Origin of the sequence: Paenibacillus sp. DMB20, assembly GCF_000987955.1 — a bacterium.
In the GTDB taxonomy this organism is placed as follows: Bacteria; Bacillota; Bacilli; order Paenibacillales; family Paenibacillaceae; genus Paenibacillus_AQ.
On sequence record NZ_LAZU01000026.1, the window covers coordinates 13,307 to 29,127 of the forward strand.

Sequence of the window (15,821 nt, forward strand, 5' to 3'; positions counted from 1 at the left end):
CTATGTCTCAATCGTCCGAAATAATAGAATTTCATCATAATAATATTAAATGGTTCGGTCTGCTTGAAACTTGCATATCAAATTGCGATAATACGACCCCATCTTTAGGTATTATTTTTTTGCATGGATTAGGAGAGAATCGTACTGGATTAAACTATATCTTCTCACAGATATCACGAAAATTAGCTGATGCAGGCTGTAAAACGATTCGTTTCGATCTTGCGGGTTTGGGAGAAAGTATGCTCCCCCTGTCCATAAGCATCTGGAAGGAACAATATAAAGAAGTATATACATTATTGAAAAATGAATGTATAGAAATCTGGACCATTTGTCGAGGGACCGGATGTCTAGCTATTCCGGAAGGCGAATACGGAAAAGTATTCGCTTTAAATCCTTGTTCGCCTGAAATCTTTAATCAAACGAAAAAGAACATTTTATCCAAGGAGATAAATGGGATCATTGAACCGAATACCAGATCAGCGGTTGAATATTATAAGTTCTGGAACAATCTAGGCGTCGAAATAGAAAGCATCGGTGGCCTTCGAATTTCAGTTGATTTCTTTGAAAGCATTGATCATTATGTTAACTTTTTGCAATCTAATTATCACTACATATGTACAAATTCCGAAATCGATATCTATGATAGTAGCACTCGATTAACTGTATTAGGAGAAGACAGTCTCTTTCGTATGGAAAATGAACGAAATATGCTTATTGATTATTTTTTGAAAGGTGTTGAATGCGTTGGGACACAAGCCGCTCTTAATAGCCATGTGCGGCCCTGATGGCTCAGGGAAATCTAGTGCCGCTGGATACGTTCAAGAAATGTTAAACCAATATAGCGTTCCGAATATAGTGATTAAGCCTTTGCTTCCTGAAAGGCGTTTTGTCACGGGTCTTCATGATTTGAAAAAGCATCGATTGAAAGGCTCAAAGAAACTAGAAAGCTTTATGGCTGATTACTTTAGTTTTAAATTGTTAAATACGATTCATACGACAATACTTCCGGCTTTAAGCGATGGTAAAACGGTTATTTGTGACAGATATGTTTATTCGCATTTTGTGAATCAATCCGTTTTTGGAAATGACATTGAAGAGGATCCTGATATATGGGGCTGGATACCAAAACCGGATTTAACTTTTTATTTCGATGTCCCAGTTGAAGTAGCAATCAATCGTTTGAATAGACGTACAAAGAAGGGGGTTGGAGATAATCTGGAATTCCTCACGAAAGCCAAAAAAAAATTTGATGAATTCGCTGAACGGGAAAATTTTTATCGTATAGATGCTACAGGTGATCAACAGTTATTGTGTATAGAAATATTTTCAGAAATCAAAAAAAAATGGGGGGAGCCTGGATGACTTGCATCACCATTGACGGATTAAGCGGAGTTGGGAAGGGCGCTGTCTCCCGACAATTAGCGAATGATCTGAATTTTACCTATTTAAGCATTGGATTAATATTTCGTTCGGTTGCTTGGGTTAAAGTCTACACCAATAATGATCTTTCTTCTATTCCATCAATGATTAAGATTAACCTAAATGAATCGAAGGAACCTCGAATATTCCTATATCATCAGGATATAACAGATCATTTGTTTGGAGACGTGAATATAGAGTCGGAAGTTCCACTTTTGGCCATGGATCCATTAATACAAACTCAAGTATATTCGATAATAAGAGCTTTTTGCGAAATACATCATACTATTCTCGAGGGGCGTATAGCTAATAAAATTATGCCTGATGCGATAATAAAAATCTTGCTTTGGGCAGAACCTATTGAACGGGCCAATAGAAATTATGCTGAATATTTTCGTATAGGAAAATCAAAGCAAGCTGAAGAACTTCTACTAAAAGTAAGAGAGCGGGATCAATTAGACCTTTCTCGAGATAATGATCCATTACGTTACAAGACTGGAATGATTGCATGGGATTCTAGTCATTCAACTTTTGGTGAAACCGTTAATCAAATGAATCGATACATAAAACATTATATGAATGAAATTCCTTTTACCGTATCAGTGATTATTCCTGTGAAAGATCGTGAAAATCATTTATACTCCTGTCTAAAACATTTAGCCCAACAAGATATTGACAAATCTCTTTATGAAATCATTGTCGTCGACGATCATTCAAGCGATAACTCCGTTAAAATAGCCGAAAAATATTCAGACAAAGTGATTATTTCTGACGGGAAAGGTCCAGCATATGCAAGAAACTTAGGCTTACAGGCAGCTAAGGGCGATTTTATTATATTCCTTGATTCAGATATCCTTGTTCAAGAAGATTTTATAAGGCAACATATACAGCTTCATGAATTAAATAATAAACTTATTGTGATTGGCGCCAGGAGGCATTTACCTAAAGATCAAAATGAATTAGACATTCATCTTTCCCGCAAAGATAGTCGGGAAGTCTTATTGTCTTTGAATTCGATGGATCTGAACTATCTGGCTCATCCTTGGAGTATCGCTTATACCTGTAACATCTCGGGTCCTAGATGGTTATTTCTTGATAATTTATTTGATGCGGATTTTTACGGATGGGGTCTTGAAGACATTGAATGGGCATATAGGCTTCATCACAAAGGAGTACGATGGGCTTTTTCATCGAGAGCAACAGGATATCATTTATGGCATGATCGGGAAATGACGGATAACAAATTTTTGCAATGGAAAAATAATTTGGATTTATTCCTTAGAAAACATACCGCAGAAGATGCAAAAAAATTTAGGTTGTTTGAAACTGTCTTTGATCCAAATCAAAAATCGGATTACATGGGAGTATATGGTATATTCCAAAATAATAGTTTTCGAAATGCAATGATTGTTGATTTATCAACAATTAACACAGATCATTTATTATATCTCCAAGACTATATTTTTAGAAAATGGAACAGGGATGTTGATTTAATTATTCTTGATTCAAAAACGGAAGCCGAAGGTTATAATTATGAAATTAGCATTGGTATCTCGACTGGCTATCAAAAAAACATTCGATTTTTTACTACATGTGAATGGAATAAACATGGTTATGAAGTTGTTGAACAATATAATAAAAACGGATTTGAAATATATAATTCCTCAATAGGAGTAGGATGATGAATCGCACCGAATGTATTTTAAATACAGATCCAGGCTGGATAACTATGGTGATAGATGAACCGAAAATAGGTTTCAAAGGGAATATTATCGTTTGTCATGGATTAACCGGTGATCGTTCCGGGCCTCAAAACTTACTCTCGATTTTAAGCAAGTCATTAGCCGAAAATGGTTTCAGAGTCATTCGTTTTGACTTTAGAGGCTCTGGAGATTCGAGTGGTATTTTCTATAACACAACATTTGAGTCAATGCTTGATGACTTCCATAAAGTAAATAATTTTTGCAATGAAAAATTCAATTCACCGAATATTGGAGTATTAGGAATGAGCATTGGAGGGGTTGTAGCCTCACTAGCTTCTATTCAAGTAAAAGCTAAGGCACTTGCATTAATAAGTAGTGATCTAATAGAAGGAATTACTTTTGGTGTTCATGGTCAATACGCAATCCGAAACGGACATTTTCTTCTTCCTGAATCCTTTTGGAGGGAAAGAGAAAAAATATATCCGCGTTATGAATTAAGTATTCATCAACACATGGAGAAATATCTATGTTTTGGAGAATTAGATCATAAAGTCAAAGAAGCGTCATCTGAACTCAAAAACATTGGTTTTTCATGCAGGAAGTTTAGTGATGTGAATCATCTCTTCGAAAAATACAATGCCAGAATAGAATTAGGACATGAATTAAGTTTATTTTTTGAATCGAGTTTTCAGGAGGTTATGAACTAATGACTACAGGGATCACATTATGTTTAATGGTAAGAAATGAGGAAAAGTACGTTGAATCATGCATTAAATCTGTCTATAACATAGTCGATCATATTGTTATTGTGGATACTGGATCCACGGATTCAACAATAGAGATTTGCAGACGATATACCGATAATGTTTACGAGATTCCATTCAATGATGATTTTAGCTCAATACGTAATGCAACCATGGATTATGCAACAACTCCCTGGATCTTGTTCCTCGATGCTGATGAAGAATTCGAACCGCAAGAAGCCCTGAAAGTTGTTGAATTAGTTAAAACGGCTCAAACGGATGTATATGCCTACAAGGTACTGAGGTATAATTTCTTCTCAACAGGCGGATGGTATTCTGGACGTAATGTTAAACTAATTAGAAATGATCCTAATGTAAGGTTCAGAAAAAAAATAAATGAATCCATTGAAATGAGCATTCAAGATATAGGGAAACGTGTAGAGTCTGCTCCTATTGTATTAAATCATTATGGGCATTGCCGATCGGTTAAAGAAAGAGATGAAAAAAGTCTGCGATATATTGCTCTTATGGAAGAACAATTAAAAGAGACTCCAAATGACGCTATAGTAGAAGGGTATATTGGGCTTATTTCTCGAACATTGGGGCGATTTGATACAGCATTGGAGAGAACTGAAAGAGCTTTACTTATGAATCCTAACTCGGCTACATTACACTCCTTTAGAGGCCATGTACTTCGTTCAGTGAACCGAAATGAAGAAGCTCAACTATCATATAGAAAAGCTGTGGAAATACGTCCATCTGATGCTGCCGCTTGGAACATGATAGGAGTAACGCAGCTAACAACCGGAAACTTCCCGGAAGCAATTAATTCTTTTGATAAGGCGATTTTATTAGAACCAATAGCAATTCATGCAAAAATAAATAAGGGATTAGCATATCAAGCAATGGGTGAGTATGAACAGGCTGTCATGTGTTTCGTTGATGTTATAGAGAAAAATAGAGGTTTCTTGCGTGAGAATTGGCTTGGAAAAGTTGAATGCGATCCCTACCGTGCATTTTACTACGAAACTATCATGCAGTTCGCTGGATTAGGATATCACCTTTCATATTGTCAAATGAAAATCGAAGAACCGAAGGTATTATCGTATTAATGACGAAGGCTCTAACACTGTTTTTTCTTTTAAAAAAGATTTTTTTCCAATATACACCCATTTCCATGCTGAAACGTTCGTACTGGATACATCCTCCATTAAATGATCAAAAACTTCATTCCGATCCCAACGGATTAGTGGGATCGGACCGCATTTGAAGTTACGATAAAACAAAAAATCCCAGTACCAATTCGCTTGAGTAGCAGGCGCTTCTGAAATGATTTCAAAATATTGTTTTGCTTTATTATATCCTTGAAGAATATACGGCATAAAATTTTTGTTGTGAAAGTCTCGCATTAGTTCATCAAGAAGCCGGCAACTCTTAAAATAATCTGTTTCGTTTATAGTGGTTGAAAATAATAAATGATTACCTCTGGAGTAAACATTTACTCCATATATCATTCCAGACTGTATACGTAATCGATCCATTACCATCATTTCTAATATTTCAGAAAGTACTAATAAACTATTTGCACTTTGAGGTGACGGAAAGGAGACACCTCCATATATATTTATCATTTCTCCCATATTATAGTCTAATGCTATATGTGTATCTGAAATAGGCTTGAATTCTGGTATGCAGAGCTTCATATCAAAGGGAGATGGAGGAATGTTCAGAATGTCAATAGGACTTCCAATATAGACCATTTGGATTTTGGTAATATTATAGTCAGGAGCATAATTTATACTATTCGCTTCGTTCAGCAGTAATTTGTTGTTTAACATTCGGGCTAGAACAGTCATGCCAGCTTGGTAGGGTGATAATTCATATTTCACAACATCTATAGATCCAGGATTTAAAGATATGATATGGGAGATAAGTAAGGACAACAATTCAGATATTTTTTTGCAGGATTTAGTGGTTAAGCTCATTAAAAGATATCCATATGAATATGTAAACTCAATATCTATACCTAAGGTATCCAATTCTCTTAGTATCTTCTTAATATATGGATCCATTGATATTATAACGGGAGAAGTATTTTGAGATATCATGGAATGAGGAATACCGATTTTCACTTCGCTAAACCCTGAATAACTTGGTCGAGAATAAAGCCAAGATTGTGTGTTTTTTGTTGAAGAATGTTTTTTAATCATTTTCCTCACCTTCACAGATTAATATATATCGATTTTCTTTTCTGAATATTTTTTTAATTATTTTTGTAATCAAATCGGTGGATAAAGACATAAATTTTAAACTTAATGGGTATCTAACTTCGGTTGTCATCATATCAACCCGACTTAATGAATGATCTAAGAGGATTTTTTTCTCCTTATGCTCTCTTAATACAGCCCGATCTATCTCTGACGAACTCAGTTCACACTCTTCCATGATATAAATCAAGCGGGATTGACCTGTTTTAATATCTTCTCGTTGACCGACTGAACACCACGCCACGAAAACAGAGTCATGTTCTAAAGGATAAAGCTCACAACCATAATCCAGGAACTGCAATGCATTAAATCTACAATTCACTCCATCGCTTAAAACTCTTACAAATAGATTTGCACAGTAACGTTCCAGCGAATGTATATTTGATACCCTATAAGCGATATAGATTCGAGAAGGTTTTTCTTTATAAGTCATTTTTTTTGTATGGATTCTCCCGAAAGAGAATAGGCCATCTAATGGTTCACTTAAGCGTGGCTGAATGTCGTCAAAAGAATCATATATCATGTTTATTACTTCATCTTTGCCGAGAGGAGTCGATACCGATAGGATGGAATTGTTTGGTCCATAATACGATTCGTGGAATTTTTTTATATCTAGAGAAGTGCATAAGTTAACAGATGATTTTGAACCATAAGGTAAATTTCGGTAAGGATGATTGGAACTGAATATCATGTGGATGAGCTGCTTCTCCACTTTCATAAATGGATGATTGATCAGCATTTGTTGATATTCTTGATGAATTATTCTTTTTTCAATGCTAAGGTCTTCCTCAGATATGATTAACTCTTTCATTCTGTTTGCCTCAAAGGCTAATAGATCTTGAAGATAGGCAGTATCAATAATTGTAGTATAAGTGGTGAAATCAAGCCAGGTCGCTCCACTTGATATACCACCACAATCGTTTATAATTTGCCGGAATGACTTATCAGGAAATAATTTATGTTGATACATCATATGTTCATTGATATGAGCGATCCCTTTTCTATGTCGAGAGTCGTTTCGGGAGCCTACCTTGTAATGCAACTGCACAACTGAAAATGGTTGGAGCGCTTTTGACTCGATTGCACAAGTTAGTAAATTGGATAATGTGAATGAATCATAAATAAATTCCATAAAACCTCACAACCCATGTTCTTGTATTTTAACCAATTATATCATAATTTTTAAAAAAGGGGATGCTTGTTTGACAACCCAATCGATCATACCTCAATTAGTACAGCGTGCTCTTGAACTTGCCGGCAAAAATAATTTTGCACAGTCTTGTACATATGAAGTTGGGAAATTTCTGCAAATTTCTAGCGGTCTGAAAAGGAAGGCCAGAATTGCTGAGATTGGAACGGGTTATGGAGTAGGGAGCGCATGGATATTATCCGGCATGAGCCTAGACTCGAGCCTTATAACGATCGATCACGATCAGGAACAAATTGAGCTGGTCAGAACAATATTTATCAATCACAAGATTGAAATCTTACAAGGTGATTGGAAGTCGATTTTGCCATATGGGCCATTTGATTTTGTGTTTATTGATATCAAAGAGGCTAAATTCATTGAAGCGGATCTGGTGATTGATGCGGTAAACTTGGATGGAATCATCATTCTTGATGACTTTACCCCTATGGAACATTGGCCTGAGGCTTGGAAGGGAAAACCTGATTTAGTTAGAGAAAAATGGTTGAAGGATGCGCGTTTACTATGTATGGAAGTGCGAACGTCAGAAAAAAGTTCAATACTTTTTGCTAGAAAAGTGAAGCAAAATCTATAGAAGAACCGGTTAATCAATTTACCGGTTCTTCTACGGTATGGGCCTGAAGGGATGCTTCTTCATTTGCTTCTCATGTCCGAATCGCCGAAAGCGTACTCGTAAACAACTCTTTTTTGGTCAAGCATAATGCGATGCCCGGCTACCGGAAGCATAAGCAGACGCGCTCATTTTCAAGCATGGTAATGACCTGCGCTACGCCGATAAAATAAGCAACCTCGTCCGGGAACCTTTGATGAACTTGTCTTTATTGTTCATCGGCGTTTTTCCGGCGTCGTGTTGCCAATTATGGAATTATTTGAGAAATAATAGATGTGAACTAATCGTTCATGTAGTTCGCATAGGACCTAGAGGAGATATATATATAGACGACAACACGCCCATACGTGAAAATGTTCGGGCGTGTTATCATTTTATGGACACTCCTTTGGAATCAAAAGTACGCTTTATACGTTTTACAAGCATCAGACGAGATTTTGGATTGGTTTTATTTTGATTCAGATATGCCAGATCTTGATGTTAAGATATGAGAAAGATCCTCAACTGTCCCGATTAAAGGTGAGATGAGAGTTGCACAAGTTTATTTCCCGTTCAATATGAATGTTGGGGATCTGTTTTGGACGTTGTTTTTACCTGCTCTATCAAGTCTCAATGGATGGGAAGATTATCCGGAAGAGATAAGTAGTTCTGCGATGGTTAAGTGTGCTTTTAAAGACATTATTATTCGAAATGAAAAGGCTTGGGATTCGTATTTATATTGAAGAAGTAATATTATAAAGTAGAGATTAAGATTGAAGTTACTCGAAGATTTCAGGCACATCAGCTAACAATGTGTTCATGCTGTGGATTGCAAGCGATCCTTGGTCTGCCCGAAATATTCTCAAAGAAACAGTGTCATGCAGACAAACACTGCGAGGCAAAGTCTTCGCTCCGGCGCGCTACGCCTTAAGCTTTTCAAGTTCATAGATATACAAGAACGTTATAGGAAATTACCGAGAAAAATAAAAATAGAAGGACAAAACAAAAGATGATCTATAGAAGAAAAACATATATAGTTGAGCCATCATTTATTGATGAGTTTAATCAGTTATTTAACGAGATATTACTACCATCCCAGTTAAAGTATGGTGCGCTATGTGGGAGTATGACAGTTACGAAGATTATGAAAGGATAGAAAGTCAGATAAAATCAGGATGAAGAACATGTAATGAAAGTACGACAACGTTTTGATCTTATTGGTAGAGAACGACTAAAGCAGGTACTTAAGGAAGACATTAAACAGGAATTTGTAAAAAGCACAGTACCAAGAGAAAAAAACGATATTAAATTAATTCATGACTTGGTTTCGCTACAGCGCGAAAAATTATTAAATTCAAATCCTATCAGTAATAAAAAGGAGTCTACGGCAGAATGAATGTTTTTAAGAAATTAAGAAATGAATATGTAATTTGGCATGCAAACCGCGTTAAGTTACCGAAATTTGGAGCTGGCAATATAGTCAGAAAAAAAGCCGCTTTTTCTGGAAGGGTGCAAAAGGTAGGATTCCGCTTGGAAATATATTGTATTGCTCGGAGAATGAAATTAACTGGATGGGTGAAAAATTTAAAAGATGGAAGTGTGGAGGCAGAATTACAAGGGGAAGAGTCGCAAATTGATTTTTTAGTCAATTGTATGCAGTCATTGAAACGGGCGTCAGTAAAGAAAATGACTATAATTGATCTGCCTATTAGAGAGGGTGAAGAAAGTTTTACAATAGTGGAATAAAGTACATATAGTATAAGTGATTTATTGCCGCAAAACATGAGCATCAGAGGGGTGAACCTCATCCAGAAATTATAAGAACGTTTGAAAACTATAATGATTGCATAGAGATGTATCAGAAGGGTCTTCCAGAGAAATTGAGTGAGTAACTCAAGTAAGGGTTCTTGAAGTATAAGGAATTTGTCTAAATGGATCAACATCGAATGATACACTGGAAATTATTAATCGGGTGGTGTTTAACAATGCATGAACAGCCAAAACATATGATTGCTGTTTTCGCAATTGTTACGAATGAACATGGGCATGTTTTAATGGTTCGCACCCATTTGCGTTCTGACACTTGGGAAATCCCCGGAGGATTTGTTGAAGCTGGCGAGCCATTGGATATAGCGGTGTGTCGAGAATTTCTGGAGGAAACAGGAGTTGTTATACGTCCTCTTGGAATATCCGGAGTCTACTACAATGAGCGGATTCATGTTTTGTCCGTGGTTTTTAATGCAGAATATGTTTGTGGCGAAATCACCATTCAACCTGAAGAGATCCTGGAGGCAAAATATTTAAACTTGGATGATACGAATATGGATGAATACATAAAAAGGCCCCAACTAAAGTCGCGCATAGTGGATGCCCTGCAGGCAGTAAACTCTGTCCCATATGAGACATGGGATTTGAATGCACCTAACTATAAGCTGTTGTCAAGATTAGACGGGGAACAAGAGAATTCTAAAAATGTATTTTTACTCACGGGAAAGCCTAGAATGGGCAAGACAACGATAATAAAAAACTCATAAATGAGATTGGTACAGATCTTTGCGGTGGGTTCTATACGGAAGAAATAAACGATTCAGGTGATCGAATAGGGTTCAGATGCGTGTCCGTTAGTGGAGAAAGTGTAGAAATCGCGAATGTAAAAAGTTCTAGCGAAATTCGAATTGGAAGATATGGAGTTGATATAGAAAATTTCGAAAATTTTGCTATAAAAGTATTACAAGACGCGGTGTCTTCCAAAAAAATAATTGTCATTGATGAAATTGGATTTATGCAGATGTTATCTGTTTCTTTCCAAAAAATAGTGCAAGACATTGTTGCCGATCATCGTATTGTTCTTGGGACAATTCCATCAGACAGTCATCCTGAAATAGACAAAATCAAATATTTAAAGGAAGTAAAGATCATAGGTTTAAATGAATTCAATCGTGATAAGATCTCAGGATTTTTGGTAAAGGACATATTGAAAGCTTTAGACTCAAGTATATTGTAGGAAGTTACGGGTGAACTTGGGATGAAGGTTAATGTATTCACATGGCGGATAGCAAGATGATTTTTGGGAGGATGACTGATTATGGATAAATCCTTTGAAAGTAGGATGATGAAAAATAATCAATATTATAACCTGCATTTTGAAAAAGTAAGAGAACGAACCGAGAAAAGAGATTACAAATATCTACTGGATCGATTTCTTGGTATGCTGCCCAATAACACATGTATTTTAGATATTGGTTGTGGGACCGGGGAACATCTAAATTACTTTCACGAGAGATCTTATCAAGCTTATGGAATAGAACCAAGCGAGCATATGAGAAATTATTGTTTGAATCGCGGTTTATTAGTTATGGATGGTTGTTTCGAGAACATTCATGAAGCAATCAAACCGATTGAACAAGAAATAGGTGGAATTTGGTGTGCAGCGTCATTATTACATGTCCCAGAGGAATTATTTGAAAGGACAGTTCAATCTCTTTACTCGATATTAGATGACCAAGGTGTTTTCTTTTTTACGCTCAGGTTGGGTAATGGATATATCTCTGATCAGTTTGATAGTGAACACGTTGAGGCTGAAAGGTTTATCCAACTTTATACTGAAGATTTTCTTGAAAAAATAATCCGAAAAATCGGATTTAAACGAAAACTTAAACTTATAGAAGAATCGTACTGGGGAAGAAAAGTGGAATGGATATCTTATATCTTGAGTAAATCGTGAAGTGTAATTAGAATGAAAAGTCCCAGCGCAATCGCGCTAAGGCTCTCGAAGTCATGATTGCAAGGGTGTTTTAACAAATCGGCGAAGTACACTTAATATCAAAATGAATTGGAGGCTTGACTGTAGGATATATTGAAGATTTAAGAGAATTAGTAGGGAATAGACCATTGATTTAGTACGCCCAAGTATCGCTATTATCAATAAGTTTGGACAAATCTTATTGGTGAAAAATCAAGATTATTCTTGGGGAATTCCAGGAGGTCTCATGGAATTAGGAGAATCGACAGAAGAATGTCTTAGAAGAGAAGTCAAAGAAGAAATTAATTTAGACTTAAAGTCACTTCAGTTGTTTGGAGTATTTTCCGGGAAAGAACTTTTTACTAGACTTAGAAATGGGCATGAATACTACAACATCATTATTGGATACATCTGTACCGATTTTGAAGGAGAATTGAAACCTGATGGACATGAAGTTCTTAAAGGGCAATTTTTTAATCTTGATGAAGTGCCAGAGAATACAGATCCATATATTAAAGAGAAATTAAAGCAATTGGGACCAAAGCTAAAAGAACTCTTGAGAGCAAGAAAATAGATAAAGGAAAACACATCAATTTTCTTTTTTGATGTGTTTCCAATGAGGTGGAAGTTCCTCATCCTTAATATGTTTTAATTCATCTACAGTAATCCCATCGAGGTCGATGGTTAAGGTAAGAATGTCCTGCCCTACGCCAAGATGAGGTCCTACATAAGGATTAAGTTCTATCACTAATTGAAATTTATACTGATTAGTAGTATCTGGTTTATTTATTTCGATAATTTTCATGGCATACGGTGGAAGTGAAACGGGTACAGTAAGATATTTTTTATAATAATTCTGTACTTCATTATTGATTGTTGGACTTAGTAAAGTCAGTATCACTTCCTTGTTTACTGAAATCTCAGAAGTTTTCGGGGTTGCTAAAGATTTATGAGCCGGAATTGAAGAAGCAAAAAGGACTAGGAATAGAATTAATTTATACATAATAGTACACAATTAAAAATATTTCTATCCAGAAATCAACTTTTTAGGGGACCTCATACGTCTTACTTATGTACGGAGACAAACAAGAATAAATGGAGGTATTAAAGATGAAAAAGCAGTTCGTAAAGAAAATTTCATTTTTAGCGCTGGCAGGTTTCATTTGTGCAGTTGGAATCGGGCCACAAGTTTCATTGGCAAAACAGACAGCCTCAGTCCCAAAAGTGATCAATCAACAGTCACAAAAAACATCGCCAAAAATAGAAATTGGTCAAAAAATTAGAGTACCCGAACTTAAGCTAAAGGAAAATACGTATGTACTTGATTACAAACCGTCCGATATCAACGGTGATTCCGTTAAGGACAAAGTAATATTGGTGGGGACAAAAGAAAAAATTGATGGGAAGCTGGACGCGTATGCAAGTGATTTATCCGTTATCGTGCAGGATGGAAAAACCAAAAAATACGTAAAATATGATTGGGTGTACAAAGGTACGGATGGAAAATTGTATGGAGAAATTGGCAGAGAACCGAATTTGATTATCGGCGACTATACAGGCAACAAAGTGGACGATATTATTGTAACAGCCCCTCAAGGAGGAAATGGTGGAGACGTGGGTCATCTAATCTTGACTTGGGAAGGAAACAAACTCAAAGCTGTTTTTACGGATAACCAAAACACCATTTGAATATATAAAACATCGAAATCCTAAATACGTTAATGAGAAATGGTAACGCAGAATTATAAGCATCTGCGTTACCATTTTTATGTTATAAAATTCAATACAAATTGATTTACAGAGGCTTGATATAGTTGTAAACCAATACTGACCTTCCGCTAGAATATGAAAATTACCTATATGCTGATAAGCATCTATTAAAGATGGATAATCGTGATCTTCGGGTGCAACGATTCTTTCGATGATTCCGTCAGTATTGACACAAAAAGATGGTCCTTCATGATTTGAATTTCTTGGGGAGAAGTACTAGAAAAAGCATTCCCTAGAAATATCTCCTTATATTTATCCGTATATACCGCCTTAATGTTCGTATTTTGGGTGTATTGGTTATTATAATCTGTATAAAACCAGAAGTTTATACTAGGAAACACGTAAGAATGAGTAAATAAAGGGATATTCGAAATATATGGAGAAAAAAGATCATGTAACAACAAGAAATATCATTAACATGAGCAGACTTCATCTTTAAACTATTCTTTAACAAAGTAGATCTCCTGCTCCAGTGTTCTACTGAAGGTGATCTTCTTTGTTATCTTTTTTTGCATTCGAACGGTCTATCCTATTTAGCTGAAGTTATTCGTAATCGAGCCCGATAATGAATGGCATATACAAGTATGGAGGGAATCATGTTCAGACATAGAAAAAGAGGGATTACGAAGCATTTTATACGAACCTTTGTCTTGATTATCGTTGTGCCATTCATTTTATTCATTACGATATTTTATAAATATTACTCAGAGTCCTTAATTCAAAGGTCGATTAACCAGGTGGGTCAGCGGCTGGACATCGCATCCAACAATTTGAACTCTGAGCTGAAGCGAGCCTCTCTTACTATTGCGACTATTGCTAATGTGAATGACCATATGATCTTGGATGCTGTCTCTAAATGGAACAGGTCAACGTCCTCAGTAGACAAAATCCAGCTGGCGCGTGATATCGATTCCTACTTGAACATTATTTCTAATTACAGCAATGAAATTGTCAGTATTATTTTCACCCTAAAGGATGGTGGTTATTATTATTTTAAGAATCCGCCCACCATTTCGGATGAGTCCTTCCGCGCTCTTCCCTGGTATCAGGAGGCTTTAAGAAGCAGTAATGGAACAACCGTTATTGTGGATAGTCTGAACGGTATTACTTCTGATAAACAGGATATGTTTAGTTTTTTGATTCAGCCGGAAAGTTCTTTGGAAACCGAGGTAGAGATGGTGTATTTGACGAGTCATGCCTCGCTGCCTGATTTCATACATACCAATTCTGAAGTCCAGCAATTTATTGTTGATCGAAGCGGGAATCGAATTGTGAATCAGAATAACCAGTATAAGGTAGATTCCGAAACGATGTCAGAAGTGTCCAAGCTGCTAGAGAAGCAGTCGCAGAATCAAGATAAGGATTACTCTTTCATTAAGATTAATGGAGAGGATAAGCTGCTGAAGCTCTATTCGTTTGAGAAGGCACATTGGAGCATCGTTAATATTTTGGATAAGAGTATTGTGACAAGTGATGCAGATCAATTCCTGAAGCTATCCCTAGCTTTTTTGTTCGGGAGTATCGCATTCTTTCTCGTATTTATTCTCTGGTTTTTTCGGGATATTCTCAGGCCGCTGCAGAATCTTATTCGCGCAATGAGAAAGGTCGAGAAGGGGAATTTTCAAGCAGAGGTGAAGGCAGATGGAAGAGGTGAGATTCGCCGACTAGGTTATTCGTTTAATCGCATGGTTTCTCAGATCAAGGATCTTATGGAGGAACGTGATTTGAAGGAGAGAGCGCGCAGTCAGGCGGAGATCGAAGCGCTGCAGTCACAGATTAACCCGCATTTTTTATCGAACACATTGAATTCTGTACGGCTGATGGCCATGATCGCCAAGACAGATAATATACGTAAAATCATTGATAGTCTCTCTGCTTTGCTCACTCATGTATTCCGTGATCCGAACTCACTTGCTCCGATCGGCCAAGAGATTAAAACACTAGAGTCGTATGTCCATATTATGCAGGTTCGATACGGGGGAAAACTGAATATTCAATTTAATATCGATGGATCGCTTCTAGATTATCGTATGCCTAAAATGCTGCTTCAGCCGATTTTGGAAAATGCTATTTTTCATGGACTCGATCAGCAGAATTTGAATGAGCTTATTGAGGTAAAGGCTAATCATCATGACTTGGGAGTATGCTTTACCATCACGGATCATGGCAAGGGGATGACTGAAGAGCAGGTTAGAGGGCTGCTGCAGCAGGGAGAAAAATACCAGCGTGGCAATTTCAGCGGACTCGGCGTACATAATGTGCTGCAACGAATCGAGCTTAATTATGGATATCCGTACGGGTTGAAGATTGATAGTCAATTAGATTGGGGAACTATCGTGACGATTCTGCTTCCACTGATATGAGCATTTGATTTCTTTGAA

Annotated in this window: 17 protein-coding genes; 14 read left to right on the forward strand and 3 right to left on the reverse strand. The window is 36.5% G+C overall.

Annotation, left to right across the window (positions count from 1 at the left end):
• The first annotated feature begins 2 nt into the window (after nt 1-2).
• Genes XI25_RS12775 through XI25_RS12795 form a run of 5 tightly spaced genes read left to right on the forward strand, consistent with a single transcriptional unit; the run spans nt 3 to nt 4,977 of the window.
• Nucleotides 3-785 carry an alpha/beta hydrolase gene (locus XI25_RS12775; RefSeq protein ID WP_046678950.1) on the forward strand — a complete coding sequence of 261 codons (783 nt, stop codon included), beginning with the start codon at nt 3-5 and terminating at the stop codon, nt 783-785.
• Nucleotides 745-1,362, forward strand: coding sequence for a dTMP kinase (locus XI25_RS31305; protein WP_082112343.1), 618 nt, complete (start codon nt 745-747; stop codon nt 1,360-1,362). Before XI25_RS12775 ends, XI25_RS31305 begins: the two co-directional genes overlap by 41 nt.
• Nucleotides 1,359-3,101: a (d)CMP kinase gene (locus tag XI25_RS31310; RefSeq protein ID WP_052759586.1), complete on the forward strand. Its 1,743-nt coding sequence runs from the start codon at nt 1,359-1,361 to the stop codon at nt 3,099-3,101. The genes XI25_RS31305 and XI25_RS31310 overlap by 4 nt, the downstream gene beginning before the upstream one ends.
• Nucleotides 3,101-3,829 (forward strand): alpha/beta hydrolase, encoded by a 729-nt coding sequence (locus XI25_RS31315; RefSeq protein ID WP_052759587.1) that lies wholly within the window; start codon nt 3,101-3,103, stop codon nt 3,827-3,829. The genes XI25_RS31310 and XI25_RS31315 overlap by 1 nt, the downstream gene beginning before the upstream one ends.
• Entirely contained in the window at nt 3,829-4,977 is a 1,149-nt protein-coding gene (locus XI25_RS12795) for a glycosyltransferase (protein ID WP_046678951.1), read from the forward strand. The genes XI25_RS31315 and XI25_RS12795 overlap by 1 nt, the downstream gene beginning before the upstream one ends.
• Here XI25_RS12795 and XI25_RS12800 read toward each other — a convergent pair.
• Both XI25_RS12800 and XI25_RS12805 read right to left on the reverse strand, forming a co-directional pair.
• Nucleotides 4,966-6,075, reverse strand: a complete 1,110-nt coding sequence (locus tag XI25_RS12800; protein WP_046678952.1) for a hypothetical protein — start codon at nt 6,073-6,075, stop codon at nt 4,966-4,968. The genes XI25_RS12795 and XI25_RS12800 overlap by 12 nt on opposite strands.
• The gene (locus tag XI25_RS12805; protein ID WP_046678953.1) at nt 6,068-7,264 is read right to left on the reverse strand and encodes a M16 family metallopeptidase; all 1,197 of its coding nucleotides are present in this window, start codon (nt 7,262-7,264) and stop codon (nt 6,068-6,070) included. Before XI25_RS12805 ends, XI25_RS12800 begins: the two co-directional genes overlap by 8 nt.
• Nucleotides 7,265-7,334: 70 nt before the next feature.
• Between XI25_RS12805 and XI25_RS12810 the strand changes: the two genes are divergently transcribed.
• The 7 genes from XI25_RS12810 to XI25_RS12840 all read left to right on the forward strand — a co-directional run bounded on the left by XI25_RS12810 (nt 7,335) and on the right by XI25_RS12840 (nt 12,244).
• The gene (locus XI25_RS12810) at nt 7,335-7,913 is read left to right on the forward strand and encodes an O-methyltransferase (RefSeq protein ID WP_046678954.1); all 579 of its coding nucleotides are present in this window, start codon (nt 7,335-7,337) and stop codon (nt 7,911-7,913) included.
• 1,204 nt (nt 7,914-9,117) lie between these two features.
• Nucleotides 9,118-9,324 (forward strand): hypothetical protein, encoded by a 207-nt coding sequence (locus XI25_RS34585; protein WP_046678955.1) that lies wholly within the window; start codon nt 9,118-9,120, stop codon nt 9,322-9,324.
• Nucleotides 9,321-9,674 (forward strand): acylphosphatase, encoded by a 354-nt coding sequence (locus tag XI25_RS12820; protein WP_052759588.1) that lies wholly within the window; start codon nt 9,321-9,323, stop codon nt 9,672-9,674. Before XI25_RS34585 ends, XI25_RS12820 begins: the two co-directional genes overlap by 4 nt.
• A gap of 239 nt (nt 9,675-9,913) precedes the next feature.
• On the forward strand, nt 9,914-10,462 hold the full coding sequence (locus XI25_RS33700) for an NUDIX hydrolase (protein ID WP_200901417.1): 549 nt from the start codon (nt 9,914-9,916) through the stop codon (nt 10,460-10,462).
• 80 nt (nt 10,463-10,542) lie between these two features.
• Nucleotides 10,543-10,932: a nucleoside-triphosphatase gene (locus tag XI25_RS33705; protein ID WP_235439852.1), complete on the forward strand. Its 390-nt coding sequence runs from the start codon at nt 10,543-10,545 to the stop codon at nt 10,930-10,932.
• 81 nt (nt 10,933-11,013) lie between these two features.
• Nucleotides 11,014-11,652 carry a class I SAM-dependent methyltransferase gene (locus XI25_RS12835; protein ID WP_046678956.1) on the forward strand — a complete coding sequence of 213 codons (639 nt, stop codon included), beginning with the start codon at nt 11,014-11,016 and terminating at the stop codon, nt 11,650-11,652.
• A 223-nt stretch (nt 11,653-11,875) separates the two neighbouring features.
• Nucleotides 11,876-12,244: an NUDIX domain-containing protein gene (locus XI25_RS12840; RefSeq protein WP_442950384.1), complete on the forward strand. Its 369-nt coding sequence runs from the start codon at nt 11,876-11,878 to the stop codon at nt 12,242-12,244.
• A gap of 15 nt (nt 12,245-12,259) precedes the next feature.
• Here XI25_RS12840 and XI25_RS12845 read toward each other — a convergent pair whose 3' ends face one another.
• Nucleotides 12,260-12,673: a DUF3888 domain-containing protein gene (locus XI25_RS12845; protein ID WP_046678957.1), complete on the reverse strand. Its 414-nt coding sequence runs from the start codon at nt 12,671-12,673 to the stop codon at nt 12,260-12,262.
• Between the two features lie 107 nt (nt 12,674-12,780).
• Between XI25_RS12845 and XI25_RS12850 the strand changes: the two genes are divergently transcribed.
• Nucleotides 12,781-13,359, forward strand: a complete 579-nt coding sequence (locus XI25_RS12850; protein ID WP_046678958.1) for a hypothetical protein — start codon at nt 12,781-12,783, stop codon at nt 13,357-13,359.
• 818 nt (nt 13,360-14,177) lie between these two features.
• On the forward strand, nt 14,178-15,803 hold the full coding sequence (locus tag XI25_RS12855) for a cache domain-containing sensor histidine kinase (protein ID WP_160308909.1): 1,626 nt from the start codon (nt 14,178-14,180) through the stop codon (nt 15,801-15,803).
• Nucleotides 15,804-15,821: the final 18 nt, after the last annotated feature.

Bases quoted from the DNA above. Each gene is read 5' to 3' on its own strand.
- XI25_RS12820 (WP_052759588.1), top strand. From the start codon at position 9,321: ATGAATGTTTTTAAGAAATTAAGAAATGAATATGTAATTTGGCATGCA.
- XI25_RS12850 (WP_046678958.1), top strand. From the start codon at position 12,781: ATGAAAAAGCAGTTCGTAAAGAAAATTTCATTTTTAGCGCTGGCAGGT.
- XI25_RS12845 (WP_046678957.1), bottom strand. From the start codon at position 12,673: ATGTATAAATTAATTCTATTCCTAGTCCTTTTTGCTTCTTCAATTCCG.
- XI25_RS12775 (WP_046678950.1), top strand. From the start codon at position 3: ATGTCTCAATCGTCCGAAATAATAGAATTTCATCATAATAATATTAAA.
- XI25_RS12835 (WP_046678956.1), top strand. From the start codon at position 11,014: ATGGATAAATCCTTTGAAAGTAGGATGATGAAAAATAATCAATATTAT.
- XI25_RS34585 (WP_046678955.1), top strand. From the start codon at position 9,118: ATGAAAGTACGACAACGTTTTGATCTTATTGGTAGAGAACGACTAAAG.
- XI25_RS12795 (WP_046678951.1), top strand. From the start codon at position 3,829: ATGACTACAGGGATCACATTATGTTTAATGGTAAGAAATGAGGAAAAG.
- XI25_RS31310 (WP_052759586.1), top strand. From the start codon at position 1,359: ATGACTTGCATCACCATTGACGGATTAAGCGGAGTTGGGAAGGGCGCT.
- XI25_RS33700 (WP_200901417.1), top strand. From the start codon at position 9,914: ATGCATGAACAGCCAAAACATATGATTGCTGTTTTCGCAATTGTTACG.
- XI25_RS12800 (WP_046678952.1), bottom strand. From the start codon at position 6,075: ATGATTAAAAAACATTCTTCAACAAAAAACACACAATCTTGGCTTTAT.
- XI25_RS31315 (WP_052759587.1), top strand. From the start codon at position 3,101: ATGAATCGCACCGAATGTATTTTAAATACAGATCCAGGCTGGATAACT.
- XI25_RS12805 (WP_046678953.1), bottom strand. From the start codon at position 7,264: ATGGAATTTATTTATGATTCATTCACATTATCCAATTTACTAACTTGT.